This is a genomic window from Acinetobacter sp. YH12039 (assembly GCF_013420015.1).
Lineage (GTDB): Bacteria > Pseudomonadota > Gammaproteobacteria > Pseudomonadales > Moraxellaceae > Acinetobacter > Acinetobacter amyesii.
Genome location: NZ_VOZA01000040.1, coordinates 1 through 17,554, shown reverse-complemented (window position 1 = coordinate 17,554; position 17,554 = coordinate 1). Strand labels below are relative to the sequence as shown.

Below are 17,554 nucleotides of genomic sequence, written 5' to 3'. Positions count from 1 at the left end.
AAAAAAGGAAGCCGAAGCTTCCTTTTTAAACACATCTTTTACATCACAGCATCTGCCTTAGGCATGATGTGCGTTGCCTTCTTCTTGCATCTGACGGTCAATTTCTTCAGGGTTTGCCAAAGCAAAATCCAGTTTTTCTTTGTCTAATTGACCCACCCATTTCGCAACCACAATCGTTGCCAAAGAGTTACCGACAAGGTTCGTTAATGCACGTGCTTCTGACATGAAACGGTCAATACCAAGAATCAATGCCAAACCTGCAACAGGAATATGACCCACAGCAGACAATGTTGCAGCCATCACAATAAAGCCTGAACCCGTCACACCCGCAGCACCCTTAGATGAAATGAGTAGAACCAACAACAACGTGATCTGATGCGAAATATCAAGCGGTGTATTGGTCGCTTGTGCAATAAAGATTGCTGCCATGGTCAGGTAAATAGACGTACCATCTAGGTTAAATGAATAACCTGTTGGAATAACAAGGCCCACTACAGATTTTTCTGCACCAGCAAGTTCGAGTTTTTTCAACATACGTGGCAGTACAGATTCAGAAGAAGACGTACCCAGTACGATCAGTAACTCTTCGCGAATCATACGAATCATTTTGAGGATACTGAAACCGCAAATACGTGCAATTGAGCCAAGTACAAGGAAAATAAACAGCAAACAGGTAATATAGAAGCAGATGATCAATTGACCCAATTGCGCCAAACTACCAATACCATATTTACCAATGGTATAAGCCATCGCACCGAAGGCACCAATTGGCGCAAGCTTCATGATCATGTTTACAATGTTAAAGAATACATGTGCAATTTGATCAATAAACTTCAATACAGGCTTACCTGCATCACCAAGTTTATGCAATGCAAAACCAAATAATAAGGCAAATAATAGAACTTGAAGAATCTCACCCTCAGCAAACGCACCAACAACGGTGTTTGGGATGATATTCATAAAAAATTCTTGGGTAGATTGTGCTGCACCAGATTCAACATATTTAGAAATACCTGCAGTATCTAAAGATGCTGGATCTACGTTCATGCCTACACCAGGTTTTGCAATATTAATCACTGCAAGACCGATAATGAGTGCGATGGTCGAAACGATTTCGAAGTATAGTAAAGCGACCCCACCTGTCTTACCCACAGATTTCATGCTTTCCATACCTGCAATACCACTTACCACGGTACAGAAGATCACAGGTGCAATAATCATTTTAATCAGCTTGATGAAACCTTGTCCTAGTGGATAGAACAATTCACCCCAGCCTTTTACGTATTGCTCGGTACCATTGATAATTTGTGTGCCACTTGGTGAGAAATGCCCCACCAATACACCCGCAATAATGGCAACGATCACTTGAAAATATAGTGACTTATAAATTGGTTTTTTAGCCATGACATTACTTCACGATATATTTCTGCTTCAAAGAAATATTCAGTTTTTGTCTATTTTCAAAAAATAAACAGCCCAAAACCCCTTTGTCTTCGACAAAAGAGCACCAAAGGTATTTGACTTAGCCAAATACAGAAAAACGAAATATGTATGGTGATTAAATAATCACATCAGGACCTGATATAAAATCAGCGCATTGATCAGGAGATGAAACACATACTAAAGTAGGTTAAATTTTACCTGTTTTTTAATGGCTTGTTCTGCCACAAATGTTAATTTCGGTTAAATAATAGACCGAGATCATTAGACGATAGTCTAAAGACATCCTTTTTTAAACCTGTTATCAGGCTGAAAAATACCAACTATAGAAGTAAACTATCCTTAAGTCCTAATTTTAAGCCCAGTATTTGCATGAACAATAAACGAAATATTTACAAAGATTTTGAACATCCTTTTGCGCAATTTGTCCGTATCGTGGGTAAAGGTAAAAATGGCGCACGTTCTCTCACTTATAATGAAGCCTACCAAGCGTTCAGCATGATCTTAAAAGATGAGGTTTTAGACGTTCAATTGGGCGCTTTCTTGATGTTATTGCGTGTAAAAGAAGAATCTGTCGATGAACTCACTGGCTTTGTCCAAGCCTCCCGTGATCAACTCAAGTTTAAAAAGCTTGATGTCGATTTAGATTGGTCATCTTATGCAGGTAAACGTAAACATTATCCTTGGTTTTTATTGGCCGCATTAACGCTGGCAAAACACGGCTACAATGTCGTGATGCATGGTGCTTCAGGTCATACCATTAACCGCCTTTATACAGAACAAGTATTAGAGTATTTGGGTTTTCCTATTTGCCAAAATGATACAGATGTGGAACAGCAGCTCAATCAGCGTCATTTTGCTTATATTCCGCTCGACGTCATTTCGCCAATACTCAGTGATCTAATTTCACTGCGCAATGTGATGGGTTTGCGTTCCCCAATTCACACCCTTGCCCGCCTAATAAATCCGTTTAATGCCAAAGCCACCATGCAAGCGATTTTCCACCCAGCCTATCGTGGATCACATCAACGTGCGGCATTCCAATTGGGTTATCAAAATAGTGCTGTCATTAAGGGTGAAGGTGGTGAATTCGAACGTAACCCCGATGCAAAAACCTTAATTTGTGGCATCAAGGATGGTGAAATGTATGAACATGAATTGCCTAAACTGACGGACAACCGCAGTCCCGTCGAAGAAGAACTCGATTTGGCCGTCTTTAAAGCCGTTTGGGACGGTCAACAGGTACATGAATATGGTGAAATCGCAGTCATCGAAACCATGGGAATTGCACTGTATTCCATGGGCGCCGTCGCAAGTTTTGATGATGCAATGCAAACTGCCAAAACCATGTGGGCAAATCGTCACGCTTAAATAAGCAGTATGAAGCAAAAAATTTAGGCATGCATCAAGCCAATAAAAAGCCAGCATTAAGCTGGCTTTTTCAATCAGACAGAAAACGGATTAAACGAAACGAATGGGCTTGAACTCAGGTTCTTCCACATGCGAGTCGCAATGCTCATCTTCTTCTTTGGTCCCGCGGTCGATATAACCACTACGCTCATCTTCTGGCAAATGTTTAATTTCCCATGCATACACCGCTTGCATACAAATTTGACGTTGTTCTTGAGTCAGCGCTACGCCATTTGGCCATTTACCAATTTCAATTGCCGTTTTTAATCGACCAACAATTTCAGGATCGAGTACGGCAAGCATCTGTTCAATATTCATAATTAATCCTGCTTTAATGAGTCAAAATCTTGGTTCCAGCCTAGCTTGGTACGACATGCCATATAGAAGTCATAACCAGGTGGATGTAATAAGTTGAGCTTAAATGGATGTTTGCGGATATGTAAACTATCGCCTACACCCAATGATACACTGTGTTGACCATCGGCACTGACCATTGGTAGAACACGATTTTCACGAATCAAAATTTTAATTTCGCTTTGTCCGCCGACGACAATCGGCCGTGACGACAAAGTATGTGGATGCATTGGCACTAAGGCAATCGCATCCATACTTGGGTGGACAATCGGACCACCACCAGATAATGCATAAGCTGTAGAGCCGGTTGGTGTCGAAACAATTAAACCGTCACTGTGTTGGCGGTATACATATTGCCCATCAATATTCAGTTCAAAGTCGATCATGTGTACCGATTTACCCGAGTGCAGCACAATATCATTTAAAGCCACAGCATCATAAATCGACTCGCCTTTCGAGCGAATTTCCATTTCCAACAAGAAACGTCGGTCTAGCTGAAACTCACCTTTGAGCACTTGATCTAACTTGAAAATCACTTCTGTGGGTTTGATATCGGTCAGGAAGCCCAAACGACCACGGTTCACCCCAATCACAGGGGTATTATATTTCACCAAGGCACGTGCAGCATGAAGCAATGAACCATCACCGCCGACTACGATCACCAAATCGACGACTTCACCCAATAAATTACGGCTGACCGTCTGAGTATTATTGTAGGGAACCAGCTGCGCTGTTTGCGTATCAAATACAGGATGTAATCCCAAACTCAAAATATGATCGTGGATCAAACATAGGGTTTCGATCACTGATGATTTGTCTGGACGACCAATCAAACCAATGTTTCGAAATGATTTATGTGAAATTTGCACCTGCGCTTTTGCTCCGCTTCGCCTCATTGGTATCATATCACTAACAGAAATGATTTAAAAAAACTTTAAAGTTTCGACTTTAGTGAAGTAGCTTCCAATATTTTGCATACATATAACAGTTTAAATATTGCAAAATACTGAAAAGCTTCGCATGATTAGCAAAATTTCTCAGGGTCTTATCACTATTTATGAAGTCTGAACGTGGCATAGGCATAATTGCACTGATTTTTTCGCTGTTGATTATCGGCGGATTTCTCGTGTTCAGCATTTATCTTATTCGTCTAGATAATATTGTACGGGACAAATTCGAAGGTCAACGTTGGGATATTCCAGCCAAGGTATTTGCACGTCCTTTAGAAATTTATACCAATGCGCCTGTAAGCCAAGCAGACCTCAACCAAGAACTGAAACTTTTGGGCTATAACGCTCAAGATAGCTATGCGAAAACAGGGAGTTACGTTACTTCTGGCAATGTGACCTATATCCATACGCGTGGTTTTGACTTTGGTGATAGTGTCGACCCGGAACAAGTCCTTAAAGTGACCTTTGGTGAAGATCAAATCACTGAAGTAAGTGCGACTAAACCTTCAAGTAGTGGTATTGCCCGTTTAGAGCCGATGTTAATTGGTGGTATTTATCCTCAGCACAATGAAGACCGTGTGCTGATTAAACTTGATAAAGTACCTAAGCCTTTAATCCAAGCTTTAATTGCTACAGAAGACCGTAATTTCTATCAGCATCATGGTATTTCCATTCGTGGTACAGCACGTGCCATCGTGAGTAATGTCACAGGTGGTAAACGTCAAGGTGGTTCAACCCTCACTCAGCAATTGGTGAAAAATTTCTATTTATCGCCTGAGAGAACCATTAAGCGTAAGGCCAATGAAGCCTTAATGGCGATGCTGATTGAACTTCACTATGACAAAGATGAAATTCTTGAAGCTTATTTAAACGAAGTGAACTTAGGGCAAAACGGTAACTATTCCATCAATGGTTATGGTTTAGCTTCACAATTCTATTTTGGTTTACCGCTGCGTGAACTAAATATTGCTCAGCAGGCGTATTTAGTCGGTTTGGTTCAAGGTCCGACCCTATATAATCCGTGGAAAAACCCTGAAGGTGCGATTAAACGCCGTAATATTGTGTTAAACAATATGGTGGTGATGGGCTATTTAACTCAAGAACAATATGAAACTGAGTCAGCACGTCCATTAAATGTCATTACAAAACCAACATTGGGCCCTTCTCGCTTCCCAGACTATATGGATATCGTGCGTCGTCAACTGCGTACCGAATACCAAGAAAGCGATTTGACCAATCAAGGTCTTCGTATTTTCACCGCGATGGACCCGATTGCTCAAACTCGTGTACAAACTGCATTTAAAGAATCTGTGGCACGTTTAAGCAATGCTAATCCAGCACGTTTGAAAGAATTACAAGGCGCTGTACTGGTGTCTCATCCTGAAAATGGTGAATTGGTTTCAGCAGTGGGTTCAACGCAGGACTTTACTGGCTTTAACCGTACAATGGATGCTAAACGTCAAGTTGGTTCATTGCTAAAACCTGTGATTTACCTCAGTGCGATAGAATCCAACCGCTATAACTGGGCGAGTCAAATCGAAGACAGTCCGATCAGCATTCAAAGTGATGGCAAAGCTTGGACACCGAAAAACTATAGTGGTGGTGCACATGGTGTTGTACCAATGGTCGATGCCCTATCAAACTCTTATAACCTCTCTGCGGTACGCTTAGGTCAAGAGTTCGGTATGTCGACTTTTATTAACCATCTGAAAAAGTTTGGTGTGACGTCTAATATTCCAAACTACCCTTCGATTTACCTTGGTGCTATCGATATGTCACCGATGGAAGTGATGAGTGTGTATGGCAACTTTGCAACCGGTGGCTTCAAATATCCAGTGAAAGCTATTCGTTCAGTGGTCGATGCCAATGGTCGTTTATTAGATCGTTATAGCTTAACGGTACAACCGACTATTGCACCTGATGCAGCCTTTATCTTGAACTATGGTTTACAACAAGTCATGAGTTCAGGGACAGGCCGTTCTGCTTATGCATCATTACCAGCTTCACTCAAACTTGCAGGTAAATCAGGGACAACCAATGATACGCGTGACTCATGGTTTGCAGGTTATTCAGGTAATTATTTAAGTGTGGTTTGGTTAGGTTTAGACAACAACAAAGTTACAGGCTTAACTGGTTCGTCAGGAGCACTTCCGGTTTGGACCAATGTCATGAAGCAGTTACGTCAAAAGCCAGTTAATTTACGTCAACCAGACAGCGTACAGTGGCATTGGTTAGACCGTTATTCAGGTAATTTATCTGCACAGCATTGTACAGGTGCGATGTATATTCCTCTGTCGCGCAACTCTATTCCAAATCAAGCGACGGCATGTGGTTCGACACAATATGAAGTAGAACCTTACACAGTTGATACTGAAGAGACGCAGCCAACTCAGGAACAAAATGATAGTTTAGGTGACTACATTCGTGAAAGTGATGTCGATAATGACCAGGGTTCATCTGATCAACCTCGCATCATCTCAAGTGGAGAGTATACAAATTAAATTGCAAAACATTAAAGTTTTAAAAACGTTCAGTATTCTGAGCGTTTTGACGATCATTTTGGCTGGTTGCCAAACCATAGTCGAACCTGAGCAAAAGCCGCCTGCTCCACCTGAAAAAAAGGCAGATATCCATGACTCTTCTGGGGTCATTATTACGCCATATGACCATCCAGAAATTAAACGTCAACGCATCGTTATTCCTGAGCAGAAAACCCAAATTCAAAAATTTGATGATGGTCGTGACTTGCCTGCATTCAAAAAATTGATGCAAACTACGCAAACCGCTTATGCCAATGGAAAATGGAATGAAGCTGAAAGTGCGGCAACTCAAGCACAGCGTTTGGCACCACAATCTGCGGAAACTTTTTTATATTTGGCAATGATCGCCAATCGAAAAAATCAGCCTGCGAATGCAGAATCGTTGGCACTGCGTGGATTAAGCTATGCTCAAACCAAGCCGATGAAACAACAGCTTTGGAATGTTGTTTTAAAAGCCGGTCAAATGCAAAAGAAAAGCAGCACCATTCAAAAAGCACAACAAGCAATTAAAGCTCTTTAAGCACCCCGTAAAAAAGCTTGATCTTAATTGAGATCAGGCTTTTTTATTCATTACATACTAAAAGTAAGTTTATTTCTAAAAGTTATTTTAAATCTGAATATCGACTTTCAAATACAAATTTAATTCAATGCACGTATTTTTAACTGATGTTACGCACCTAAAAGTAATTTCGCATATTAAAAATGAATTTTAAGTCTATTCAACGGTGTCTTACATCTAGGGTTTGAATAAAGGGATTAGCCTTCGGCTGGAGGTACTCTTACAAAACAATGGTTCTCATTAGGCAAAATGAGAAGCGTGCTTCGCAAGGAAACCATCTTGCGGTGCAATGCACCTCACCGACAAAACTCGTTCACTAGCGTCAAATTATTCAAAGTATCGCAAAACCATTTTTGATTAGAAGGAGTCCTATCTCAAACACTTGCGGATGACCTTACCGTGTATCATTCTTTTATCTGAAGCAAACTGTGCGTCTGATGTTACTGCGTAACATCAGTTTTTAATTTAAAAACTGCGAATACCGGCCACCCCATAAGCATGGTGTTGCTGTGCAATAGGTAGCAATTCAGGACGCATTCCACCTAAAGCAAAAACAGGGATTTCTATGCTTCGTGCAATCTCAGAAAAATGCGCCCATCCCATTCCTTGCGCCTCAGGATGACTTTGTGTCGCCAGAACTGGGCTCATAAAAATAGCATCACAGCCAATTTTTTGCGCATGCAGCACAGAAACTTGATCATGACAAGCTGCGATATAGCGCTTCCCAAGCTGTAAATCACCTTTATTTTTTTTCAGCAATTGGTACTGCTTAAGATGTAAAGCCGAAATATGTGCTTGCACCTCTGTAGAGAGCAATGACCATAGATCTTCATTAATCATCAGTTGTTTTAAAATCACTGTTGGTAATTGATTTAATGCCTCTGCATTTTCTGCGCTGGCATCGACTCGCCAATAATACAAAAGCGTCTCTTGAAGCGTTTCAAATGTTGGTAGATCAGCAGTGATTTTGATCTGTTGCTGCCAATATAAACGCTGCAAAATAGCTTGATTGGCCTTTGGAAAATTCAAGCTCATCAGTTGTTGACGCGAATACCAGGCCCATGGCTTTTGGATTTCATTCAGCAACGCATGCGGGACGGTGGCATGAAATAAATGTAATTTCACAATAACATCATCATATTCATGTTGAATAAAATCAAAAGCATGCCAGTCGTGTAAACCGATGCCAACTTCTTCAAAAATTTCACGACGACACGCTTGTTCAGGACTTTCACCCTGCTCGACTTTACCACCCGGAAACTCATGTTTATTGCCCTGATGTTGTTTTGCTTCACGCCAACCCACCAGTACTTTGTCTTGATGCAATAAAATCGCAATGGCGACATCAATTTGCGGTTTCGACATAGTTCCTTGCTCTCTGCTCTGTTCCAATTGATAACCAAGTGTAAGCAAATTTATCTTTTTTATAAAATCCTAAAATTACCGTTGACAGGCCTATTCGATAATGATTATCATTTAAACCATTCAGAAATACACCACGGAGTCGACGGAATGAACGCACCATTTAGCCTTTTTACTCGTAGCAATGAAGCACACCACTCACTGCCTATGCTACATTCAAACAACCTTTTTGCCTTAGGACGTGAAATTCGAATTATGCATGCAGGTGAAGAATATCGACTACGTTTAACACGAAATAATCGCCTTATTTTGACCAAATAATTTCTGATAAAAATAATAATTATCAGCGCAATAAAAATAATCGTGGACACAAGCAGTAAGCCATTCGCTTACTGCTTTTTTAAGTTTTGTACTTAGTTAAATTAAGTTTTATAGCTACTCAAACTTAATTTAAATCGCAACACTCATCTTCCTCTCACAACACTCTTTCGTTCAAATTCAATAGAGCAAATCGTGTTTTTAGCGGATTGGAAAAGTGAGTTGTACCTTTAAGCCGCCCAGTTCAGAGGCATCCACACTGAATTGACCTTGATGTAACTGTACAATTTTTTGTGCAATTGAAATGCCTAAACCTGAACCTTGTGTCTTTGTTCCTAATACGCGGTAAAACCGTTCGCCAATGCGTTGCAATTCTGCGGCTGTCAGTCCTGCACCTTGATTTTCAATCGTCCAAGCCGCCTGCTGTGCTGTTACCGTTAAATCAATCTTGACCTGTCCTTGCTCAGGACTATAGCGGATGGCGTTATCGACTAAGTTTCGCAGACAGCTAAACATCAATTCGGCATTCATAGCAAACCGTACAGTGTGACTCTGTAGCTTCAATTCGATCTGCTTTTCTTCAATAAACGGCTGTAAAGCATCAATGACTTGTAAACTCAGCTGTTCTAAGTCGTCCTGTTTTTTATCTAATTGCTCCGATTGCGTCGGGTCGAGCCGCGCCAAAATCAGTAGATTTTCTAAAACCCTTGTCCCTCGATTAACATCGTGCTGTATGCTCAATAAATCGTGCTGAATGTCAGGATATTTCCGTTTTAATACCTGAAGTCGCATTTGAATCGCAGACAATGGTGAGCGTAATTCATGTGAGGCATCTGAGGTAAAACGCTGTTCCGCCTCTAAGGCTTGATCTAATCGGCTTAATAAAAAATTCAGCTGTATTTGGATCGGCTCTAGTTCCTGTAATACAGGTTCAGGTAAGACGATGGCTTGTAGGTCATCTACATTTTTTTCAGCGATTTGTTTTGAAAATAGCTGTAAAACTTTCAATTGACGTTTAATCAAAATATGCAGTAATAGCCATTGGATTAACCAGACAATCAACAGAATCCCTGCATAGCCTAGTACGCTTTGCAGCGTTTCCCTCAGCCGTGTTTTCATCGGTTGAACGATTTGTACGGTTAATCCATCGTCCTGAAGTGCATAGCTACGCCAAAGCGCGCCTTCTCTCCATTGATAATGCAACCCTTGTTTTAAATTGGGCTGATGTTCAAATGCTGTGTGTTGTTCCGATGTGGTTAAGACTTGCGACCCTTGCATGAGTTGATATTGCATATCAAACTCTTCACTCAGTTCATCTATTTGTTCGTCTTGCTTCAGCGTTAGATCAGTAGCAGTAAGCATATCTGCCACTTCGTCCATCAGGGCATCGTGTACATTCATGATGTGATACAAACCAAATCCCAACATCAGACACAGAGAGATTGCTCCCGCCCAAATTGCACTGAGCAGTGAGGTTTTAATCAGTTGCGACTGTAAGGAAATGCTTTTTTTATCACTCATAGACTTAACTTTGTTGCGGAAGATTCATGCGATAACCCAAACCCCTTAAGGTTTTAATGTAATCACTGCCAATCTTCTTACGCAATTGGTAAATAAAAACTTCGATCGCATTACTTTCAACTTCATCGCCCCAAGCATAGAGTGATTCTTCGAGTTGGCTACGCGTCATAATATGCTCTGGATTCAACATCATCTTATGCAAAATTTGATATTCACGCGAAGTCAACGTAATCAATTCCGCATTTTTACGCAGCGTTTTGGCATGTACATCTAAACTTAAATCACCAAAAGTCAGACAATTATCACGCTGCTGATGATGCAAGCGTAATTGGGCACGTACCCTTGCTGACAACTCTTCTAAGCTAAACGGTTTCACCAAATAATCATGGGCTCCCAGATCTAAACCTTCAACACGATCTGCAATACTGTCCCGAGCAGTAATGAATAAAACTGGTGTAAACGGATGCAACTGTACGATACGTTTTAAAATTTCATCACCAGTTACTTTTGGTAAGCCACGATCTAAAAGTATGCAATCATATTGATGTTGTTCTAAAGCCAAAATAGCGTGATCGCCGCGATCAACCCAATCGACACTATAGCCATCCATTTCAAGCCATGTTTTTATACTGTCTGCTTGGGATGCATCATCTTCTGCCAATAAAATTCGCATCTTACCTACCCTATTTCTATGGTCACGACTTCAGTGTATCGAACTTTTGCTCATATCTGCTCATAACATAAAAAAACCACAGCAAGCCGTGGTTTTTTTCATGGAGCAGCACTGTATTGAATGACAGGCTAAATTAAAATCTTACTTGATCGACATCCACTTCAACGCGTTTTGTTGGTTTGTAATCAATGTCGATTTCACCAATGAGCGTTACCGGTGTTTTAGCTGAAATTGCTTTGCCTTGCCAAAGTTCATCATCAATATCCACTGTAATGCTGCCTGTGCTATCGCGGAACTGATATTTTTCATCGCCCATCGATTTCACAACATAACCTTTCAATTGAACCTTACTGTCATCTTTTAAGCCTAAGGCATGTTTCACTGATGTGGTTTTCATCGGTGCAACAGCTGTTTGATTAACTGCTGTATTCGCGACTGCAACCGATGCCACACCTGCAAATGCTAAACCACATACCAATTGAGTGAATGTTTTCATCTTCGATCTCTCTTACTTTGTCTATTTCGATAGCGCTATTTAAACAAAGCAAGATGAGTCGAATCTTAAGCTGCAAAGACGTTTTTATTTATTTGATCGAACCATTAGTTGAGCGGTACGACACGCAGAACTTCTTCTAAAGTCGTCACACCTGCAAGTACTTTACGCGCACCTGCAATTCGTAATGGTTCGACATGCTCTTTACGTGCCTGTGTACGTAATTGGGTTAAATCTGCATTGGCACCAATCAATTGCTTGGTTTCAATACTGAGCGGCATAAATTCATAAATCCCCACACGGCCTTTATACCCCGTTTGACGACATTCATCACAGCCCACCGCCTCGTAGACAAAATCAGGCATTTGTATCGCATATTCAAAGGTCAAATGTTTCCACTCTTGTTCATTGATAAAAGTCTCACGCTTACAATGTGGACAGAGTTGACGAACCAAACGTTGTGCCAAAACCCCTAAAATGGTCGCTGCCGTTAAAAAAGGCTGAATCCCCAGATCATGTAATCGCGTCAAACTCGATGGTGCATCATTGGTATGTAAAGTTGAAAGCACCAAATGACCTGTTAATGCAGCTTGGATTGCCATATTTGCCGTATCATGATCTCGGATCTCCCCGACCATGATAATGTCAGGGTCTTGACGCATTAAAGCCCGTACACCATCAGCAAAGCCTAAATCAATCCCTGTATTCACCTGCATTTGGTTAAAGCTCGGCTCTAACATCTCAATCGGGTCTTCAATCGTACAGACATTCACTTCTTCAGTTGCCAATTGCTTGAGCGATGAATAAAGCGTGGTGGTTTTACCCGAACCCGTCGGACCAGTCACTAAAATAATACCGTGACTATGACTGGTTAAGGCCTTCCAATCATCTAACAGACGCCCTTCAAAACCGAGCTGTTGGAAACTACGTACCAAGACTTCAGGGTCAAAAATACGCATAACCAACTTTTCACCAAAGGCCGTTGGCAACGTCGATAAACGCAGCTCTGTTTCTTGGCCTTTGGGTGTACGGGTTTTTAAACGTCCATCTTGCGGTTTACGTTTTTCAGCCACATTCATCCGACCTAAGATCTTAATTCGCGAGACCACGGCTGTCAGGGTATTTGCGGGCATGTTGTAGATGGTATGCAATACGCCATCGATACGAAAACGCACCTTTCCTGTATCTTTACGCGGCTCGAGGTGAATATCACTTGCACCTTGTTCGAAGGCAAACTGTAAGACCCAATCGACAAGCTTCACAATATGCTGATCATTGGCATCTGGATTTTGTGTATCACCTAATTGTAATAGCGCTTCAACGCCTTTATTTTCACGGTCATAACTCGATGATTTTTGCGAATTACTGACCGCACGACTCACTTGGTAATATTCAACCAAGTAGCGCTGTAGTTGATCTGGACTGAGTAATACACGTTGAATCTTTCGTGGTAAAACTGTTCTTTCTAAATTGGCAATCCATTCATTTTTATAAGGTTGATCCGTTGCAATCAACACATGCTCATTTTGTAATTCAACCGCTAAAATGCGATTTCGTACTGCAAATTCCTGCGACATAATGGCTGTCAAAGCAGGCACATCAGCTTTTAAAGGATCGATAATATAAAACGGCACACCAGACTTTTCTGCCAACCATTGACAGAGTCTATTGAGTGTTAAGGTAGACTGCGAATGACTCTGATCGACTAAATTAAAATTGGCAATCCATTGTAGAGGATGCCATTTCAACTGCTCACGCTGACGGTGCGTGGTTTGAATCAGCATTTTGTCGCGTTCAGTAATTCGTCCATCTTTTTGTAATTGGTCTAAACACCAAGAAGTGTCAATTTCAAAATTAAAAGTCATTGTTCTATGTTCCCCAAACATAGAACTACTATAGCAAAAAAATTCTAAAGGCACGCTTGTGTCATTTGTGTTTTGCACATAGGTTTTCTGAAAGCATACTATTTTTTTTATTAATAAAAACATTCATAAATTTAAGCTATAATAAATTTGCCTCTCAGGGCTTTATAACAACGATATAAGAAGATTTATGATGAAAATAAAAATATTAGCAATTTATACGATGACTATTCTTAGCATAACTGCCTGCGGCAGTGGCGGTGGAAGCTCTACATCTAATAATAATTCCAGTGAAAATCCACCAGTACCAAATGCTGCTTTCCAACAGTGGTCAACTTTTGAACTCGACAGTGAAAGTGATGTGCTGTCATACGAAAGTGATACTGCAACTATCGATAATGGTAAATTATATACTTCAGAAAGTAGCGATTCATTTATGGTCACAACGAATGGCTTGTATGATGAAGGATCTCTACACAGTTCGTATGGCTATCTGAATGGCAATATATCCATTGCAAATAATGTGTGGACGCTAAGTCCTCATTCCTCTATTAATTCATCAGGTCTAAAAATTACAACAACAATGAAATCTTTCAATCTTGAAGGTGAAATCATTGCCTCTCAAGTTGATGCCTATAATTATTGGATCATAAAAAATAATATTACTGATTCAAGCAACTATATTTCTAACGATGCTCTCAAATACTTAACAGCTATTTCAAATATTAAGTTTCCCGCTGGTTCTCGCTGTTTACAATTAAATAAAGTATCAAATAGTGAACAGTATTTAGATTTAACAGATTCCTCAGATAGTGAAAGTCAAAGTTTTTTAGCTGACTGGTGGGCTGATCTTAGTACAGATATTACTGCGAAAAAATACATCATGAAAGATACTGTAGCCTATACCGTAGCTGATGATGAGAGTGAATATGGCGTAGCTCAATATAAAAATCGTTTCTATGACGCTTACCCATCTCCTAAAGGAGTGGAATACAATATGCAGGATTTAATTAAGATTATTGATAATTGGATAAATACTTCAACAAATCCTACTCAAAAAACTCAATTTTTAGAGTTTAAACAATTAGCTGAGAACTCTTGCAGCATGTATAACGATGTTGCTCTTAACGCAATCAAACAAAGTTTTGCAGCAAATAAATAATTTACACATTTAATAAAAAAGGAGCTAAAAGCTCCTTTTTTATTGAGATATATCAATAATCAGAATTTGTAGATCACAGACCTGAAATTTTACATTCAATCCACCAAATAACATGCCATACACACGTTCATCATCATGCTGATAAGCAGGACGTGGATCTAAACTCAATACTTGTTCCAGTTCTGCTGTTAATTGTTCGGTTAAATTGCCATTATTCAAAAATACCTGTTTTTGTTGCTCAGCGTGCTCTGACCAAATCACAGATTTTCTTTCTGGCTCATCCTGCGCATAACCGCTTTGCGCATCCATAACTGCATCTGAATATTGAATATAGGGTTTGATATCTAAAATTGGTGTTCCATCCAACAAATCACTACCGACCACATAGACACATACCGATTTTCCGACTTTTTTCACTCCTTTGAGCTGCACAACCGACAAGCCCATAGGTGACGGTCGGTACATACTTCGTGTCGCAAATACCCCGATTTTTTGATTACCACCTAAACGCGGAGGACGAACTTGCGGACGAAATTTTGTCGAATCTGCATTTTTATTTTCATGAAACTGCCAAATCAGCCAAAGATGACTAAAATCATCAATCCCTTCGAAAGCCAATAAATCGTTATAAGGTTCTAGCATTTCAATATAAGATTCGACTTGCACCAAATTCGGCTGACGTGGAATACCAAATTTTTCTCGGTAGGGAGATTTCATATACCCGATAATTGGCATTTTAAGCTCAGACATAATCACTTTTTCTGATAAGTTCAATTAAATATATTCAGTTTATCGAGAATGATTTTAGATTAGAATAGTAAGCTGTTCTAATTTGATAATTTTATTGAGACCTTTAATGGCTGCTTTTAACGTCGAAAAGATTACTCACGTCCACCATTGGAATGACACTTTATTCTCTTTTAAAACCACTCGCGATACTGCGTTACGTTTTAAAAACGGTCAATTTGTGATGATCGGCCTTGAAGTAAATGGTAAGCCTTTAATGCGCGCTTATTCTATTGCAAGCGCAAACTATGAAGAAGAATTAGAGTTTTTCTCTATTAAAGTTCCAGATGGTCCTTTAACGTCTATTTTACAAAAAGTAAAAGTTGGCGATGAAATTTTAGTATCTAAAAAACCTACAGGTACGTTGGTTCTAGATGACTTAAACCCTGGTAAAAACTTATACCTACTTTCTTCAGGTACAGGTCTTGCACCGTTCCTTTCTGTAATTCGTGACCCTGAAACTTACGAACGTTTTGAAAAAATCATCGTTGTACATGGTACACGTTTCATTTCGGAATTGGCTTATCAAGATTTAATCTTAGATGAAATTCCTAACCACGAATTCTTTGGTGAATTAGGCGCGAAAGAAAAATTGGTTTACTACCCTACGGTAACTCGTGAAGAATTCCATACTCAAGGCCGTGTAACTACTGCCATTGAATCTGGTCAACTTTTCGAAAAAATTGGGCTTCCACGTTTCAACCCTGAAACTGACCGCGCAATGCTTTGCGGTTCACCTGCATTCCTAGACGACGTTGCTGCACTACTTGACCAGCACGGTCTGAAAGAATCTCCTAAGATGGGCGTTCTAGGCGACTACGTGATTGAACGTGCATTCGTTGAAAAATAATTAGCTGAAAATTAAAAAGCGCATGTCATCATGCGCTTTTTTTTTATCTATATGCCACTAATGACTGATACAGCTATTTTTCTTCTTTTACCTTCAATTCATCAATAATTTTTGCTCTCCACTCTAAACCTTTCTCAGTAGCATCAGGTAATTCATTCGATAAATTAATTTCCACACTGTCATCTGGATATATATGTACAGCTAAATATTTTTTATCTTTTAAATTTTCATTCGTCAATGTGGGGACATTGGTTGCAATATGCTTTTTAGAGCTATTACCTTCTCCCCATTTAATATATTGAGTTCCTGTTATCACTGCTGATCTTTTCGTTCCACTACCTAGCCCTCCACCTAACTCTTCTCCATTTAATTCAACAATATAAGGAATATATCTTGCATCATAACCATAAGATGTTGTGGTCAACACATAAGTTTTTGTTGAATTAGTATTACACCCTATTAAAATTATTGCTGAAAGTATGATAAGTATTAAATTCGTTTTTAAAAATTCATTATTATCCTTTAAAAAATATGGGGTTTTAATTTATTTAATTAAAAATAATAATCAAAGAAAATTTAAAATATTATCTATTAGAAACGAAGAACCAAAAGGAAACTCTATCCTATTTATCACCATCAAGCTGCCAGTACACATACCCATCCATTCCAACATACCTCGAATGGCATCTACTTATTCAGTCAGATACCAAATCGTTAGACCCCAAGGGTTATCTTTAATCTCAGGCATAACATCACCCTGTTTAAAATAACGTTTTTCCATGTTATTCGCAGGACTATACCATTCACCTATTTTAGGGCAAATTTGTCCTACTTCGCTTCTTAGCGTTTTTGCACATGGGTTACTTATATCATTTTGGAAGGTACAAATTCTCGGGAAAATTTAACCAAATCTTTTGGATAAATCATATGTGTTATTTCGCTATCATTTATCAACACACATCAGACAACACAAATCATTTCAGCTTCGATCGGTAAACTTGCCCCCTTCATTTGCGACTCTTTCAATCAAGTACCAATCTGTTTTCTCATAATATGTTTCATAAGTTTCTGGATCTATTGTAGTGGGAATTACACTACCAAAACCTCTATCATCTTCATTACTATGAGCCATAAATTCTATTCGGTTAGAGATGGATCCGTAAATTTGAACAACTCCTATAAGTGATATTCTGCTCCTCAAATGATGTTATAAACATCAATATATGGAGTATTTTATGGCACGTAGACCAAGAAGAAATCATTCAAATGATTTT

Annotated in this window: 16 protein-coding genes; 6 read left to right on the top strand and 10 right to left on the bottom strand. The window is 39.6% G+C overall.

Annotated features, from left to right (window positions below; genetic code table 11):
* Positions 1-57: 57 nt before the first annotated feature.
* On the bottom strand, positions 58-1,404 hold the full coding sequence (locus FTT98_RS13850) for a dicarboxylate/amino acid:cation symporter (RefSeq protein WP_180005246.1): 1,347 nt from the start codon (positions 1,402-1,404) through the stop codon (positions 58-60).
* Positions 1,405-1,812: 408 nt separating this feature from the next.
* On the opposite strand from FTT98_RS13850, the gene FTT98_RS13845 reads away from it, so the two are divergent.
* Positions 1,813-2,811 (top strand): glycosyl transferase family protein, encoded by a 999-nt coding sequence (locus FTT98_RS13845; protein ID WP_180041487.1) that lies wholly within the window; start codon positions 1,813-1,815, stop codon positions 2,809-2,811.
* Between the two features lie 90 nt (positions 2,812-2,901).
* Here FTT98_RS13845 and FTT98_RS13840 read toward each other — a convergent pair whose 3' ends face one another.
* Both FTT98_RS13840 and FTT98_RS13835 read right to left on the bottom strand, forming a co-directional pair.
* Complete coding sequence (locus FTT98_RS13840) at positions 2,902-3,168, bottom strand: YeaC family protein (protein ID WP_078189099.1); 267 nt, start codon at positions 3,166-3,168, stop codon at positions 2,902-2,904.
* Between the two features lie 2 nt (positions 3,169-3,170).
* A complete protein-coding gene (locus tag FTT98_RS13835) occupies positions 3,171-4,109 on the bottom strand; it encodes an NAD(+) kinase (RefSeq protein ID WP_078189100.1) in 939 nt (312 codons plus the stop codon).
* 152 nt (positions 4,110-4,261) lie between these two features.
* On the opposite strand from FTT98_RS13835, the gene mrcB reads away from it, so the two are divergent.
* Together mrcB and FTT98_RS13825 are read left to right on the top strand one after the other, a co-directional pair.
* A complete protein-coding gene (mrcB, locus tag FTT98_RS13830; protein ID WP_180041488.1) occupies positions 4,262-6,655 on the top strand; it encodes a penicillin-binding protein 1B in 2,394 nt (797 codons plus the stop codon).
* Positions 6,597-7,214 (top strand): tetratricopeptide repeat protein, encoded by a 618-nt coding sequence (locus FTT98_RS13825; protein WP_257220768.1) that lies wholly within the window; start codon positions 6,597-6,599, stop codon positions 7,212-7,214. The genes mrcB and FTT98_RS13825 overlap by 59 nt, the downstream gene beginning before the upstream one ends.
* 504 nt (positions 7,215-7,718) lie before the next feature.
* Here the strand turns inward: FTT98_RS13825 and FTT98_RS13820 are convergent.
* Positions 7,719-8,618 carry an NUDIX domain-containing protein gene (locus tag FTT98_RS13820; RefSeq protein WP_180020835.1) on the bottom strand — a complete coding sequence of 300 codons (900 nt, stop codon included), beginning with the start codon at positions 8,616-8,618 and terminating at the stop codon, positions 7,719-7,721.
* A 147-nt stretch (positions 8,619-8,765) separates the two neighbouring features.
* On the opposite strand from FTT98_RS13820, the gene hemP reads away from it, so the two are divergent.
* A complete protein-coding gene (gene hemP, locus FTT98_RS13815) occupies positions 8,766-8,936 on the top strand; it encodes a hemin uptake protein HemP (protein WP_078189103.1) in 171 nt (56 codons plus the stop codon).
* Positions 8,937-9,134: 198 nt separating this feature from the next.
* Here the strand turns inward: hemP and FTT98_RS13810 are convergent, their stop codons facing one another.
* The 4 genes from FTT98_RS13810 to FTT98_RS13795 form a co-directional block, all read right to left on the bottom strand.
* The gene (locus tag FTT98_RS13810; RefSeq protein ID WP_180020833.1) at positions 9,135-10,454 is read right to left on the bottom strand and encodes a HAMP domain-containing sensor histidine kinase; all 1,320 of its coding nucleotides are present in this window, start codon (positions 10,452-10,454) and stop codon (positions 9,135-9,137) included.
* Positions 10,455-10,458: 4 nt separating this feature from the next.
* Positions 10,459-11,127, bottom strand: a complete 669-nt coding sequence (locus FTT98_RS13805; RefSeq protein ID WP_180020831.1) for a response regulator transcription factor — start codon at positions 11,125-11,127, stop codon at positions 10,459-10,461.
* Between the two features lie 133 nt (positions 11,128-11,260).
* Positions 11,261-11,623, bottom strand: a complete 363-nt coding sequence (locus FTT98_RS13800; RefSeq protein ID WP_180020829.1) for a NirD/YgiW/YdeI family stress tolerance protein — start codon at positions 11,621-11,623, stop codon at positions 11,261-11,263.
* Positions 11,624-11,727: 104 nt separating this feature from the next.
* On the bottom strand, positions 11,728-13,485 hold the full coding sequence (locus FTT98_RS13795) for a GspE/PulE family protein (RefSeq protein ID WP_180041489.1): 1,758 nt from the start codon (positions 13,483-13,485) through the stop codon (positions 11,728-11,730).
* Between the two features lie 187 nt (positions 13,486-13,672).
* On the opposite strand from FTT98_RS13795, the gene FTT98_RS13790 reads away from it, so the two are divergent.
* Positions 13,673-14,644 carry a hypothetical protein gene (locus tag FTT98_RS13790; RefSeq protein WP_180020825.1) on the top strand — a complete coding sequence of 324 codons (972 nt, stop codon included), beginning with the start codon at positions 13,673-13,675 and terminating at the stop codon, positions 14,642-14,644.
* A 39-nt stretch (positions 14,645-14,683) separates the two neighbouring features.
* Here the strand turns inward: FTT98_RS13790 and tsaA are convergent, their stop codons facing one another.
* Positions 14,684-15,394 (bottom strand): tRNA (N6-threonylcarbamoyladenosine(37)-N6)-methyltransferase TrmO, encoded by a 711-nt coding sequence (tsaA, locus tag FTT98_RS13785; RefSeq protein WP_180020823.1) that lies wholly within the window; start codon positions 15,392-15,394, stop codon positions 14,684-14,686.
* A gap of 106 nt (positions 15,395-15,500) precedes the next feature.
* Between tsaA and FTT98_RS13780 the strand changes: the two genes are divergently transcribed.
* A complete protein-coding gene (locus tag FTT98_RS13780; RefSeq protein ID WP_078189109.1) occupies positions 15,501-16,280 on the top strand; it encodes a ferredoxin--NADP reductase in 780 nt (259 codons plus the stop codon).
* Between the two features lie 73 nt (positions 16,281-16,353).
* On the opposite strand, the gene FTT98_RS13775 is transcribed toward FTT98_RS13780, so the two are convergent.
* A complete protein-coding gene (locus FTT98_RS13775) occupies positions 16,354-16,707 on the bottom strand; it encodes a hypothetical protein (RefSeq protein WP_373685140.1) in 354 nt (117 codons plus the stop codon).
* Positions 16,708-17,554: the final 847 nt, after the last annotated feature.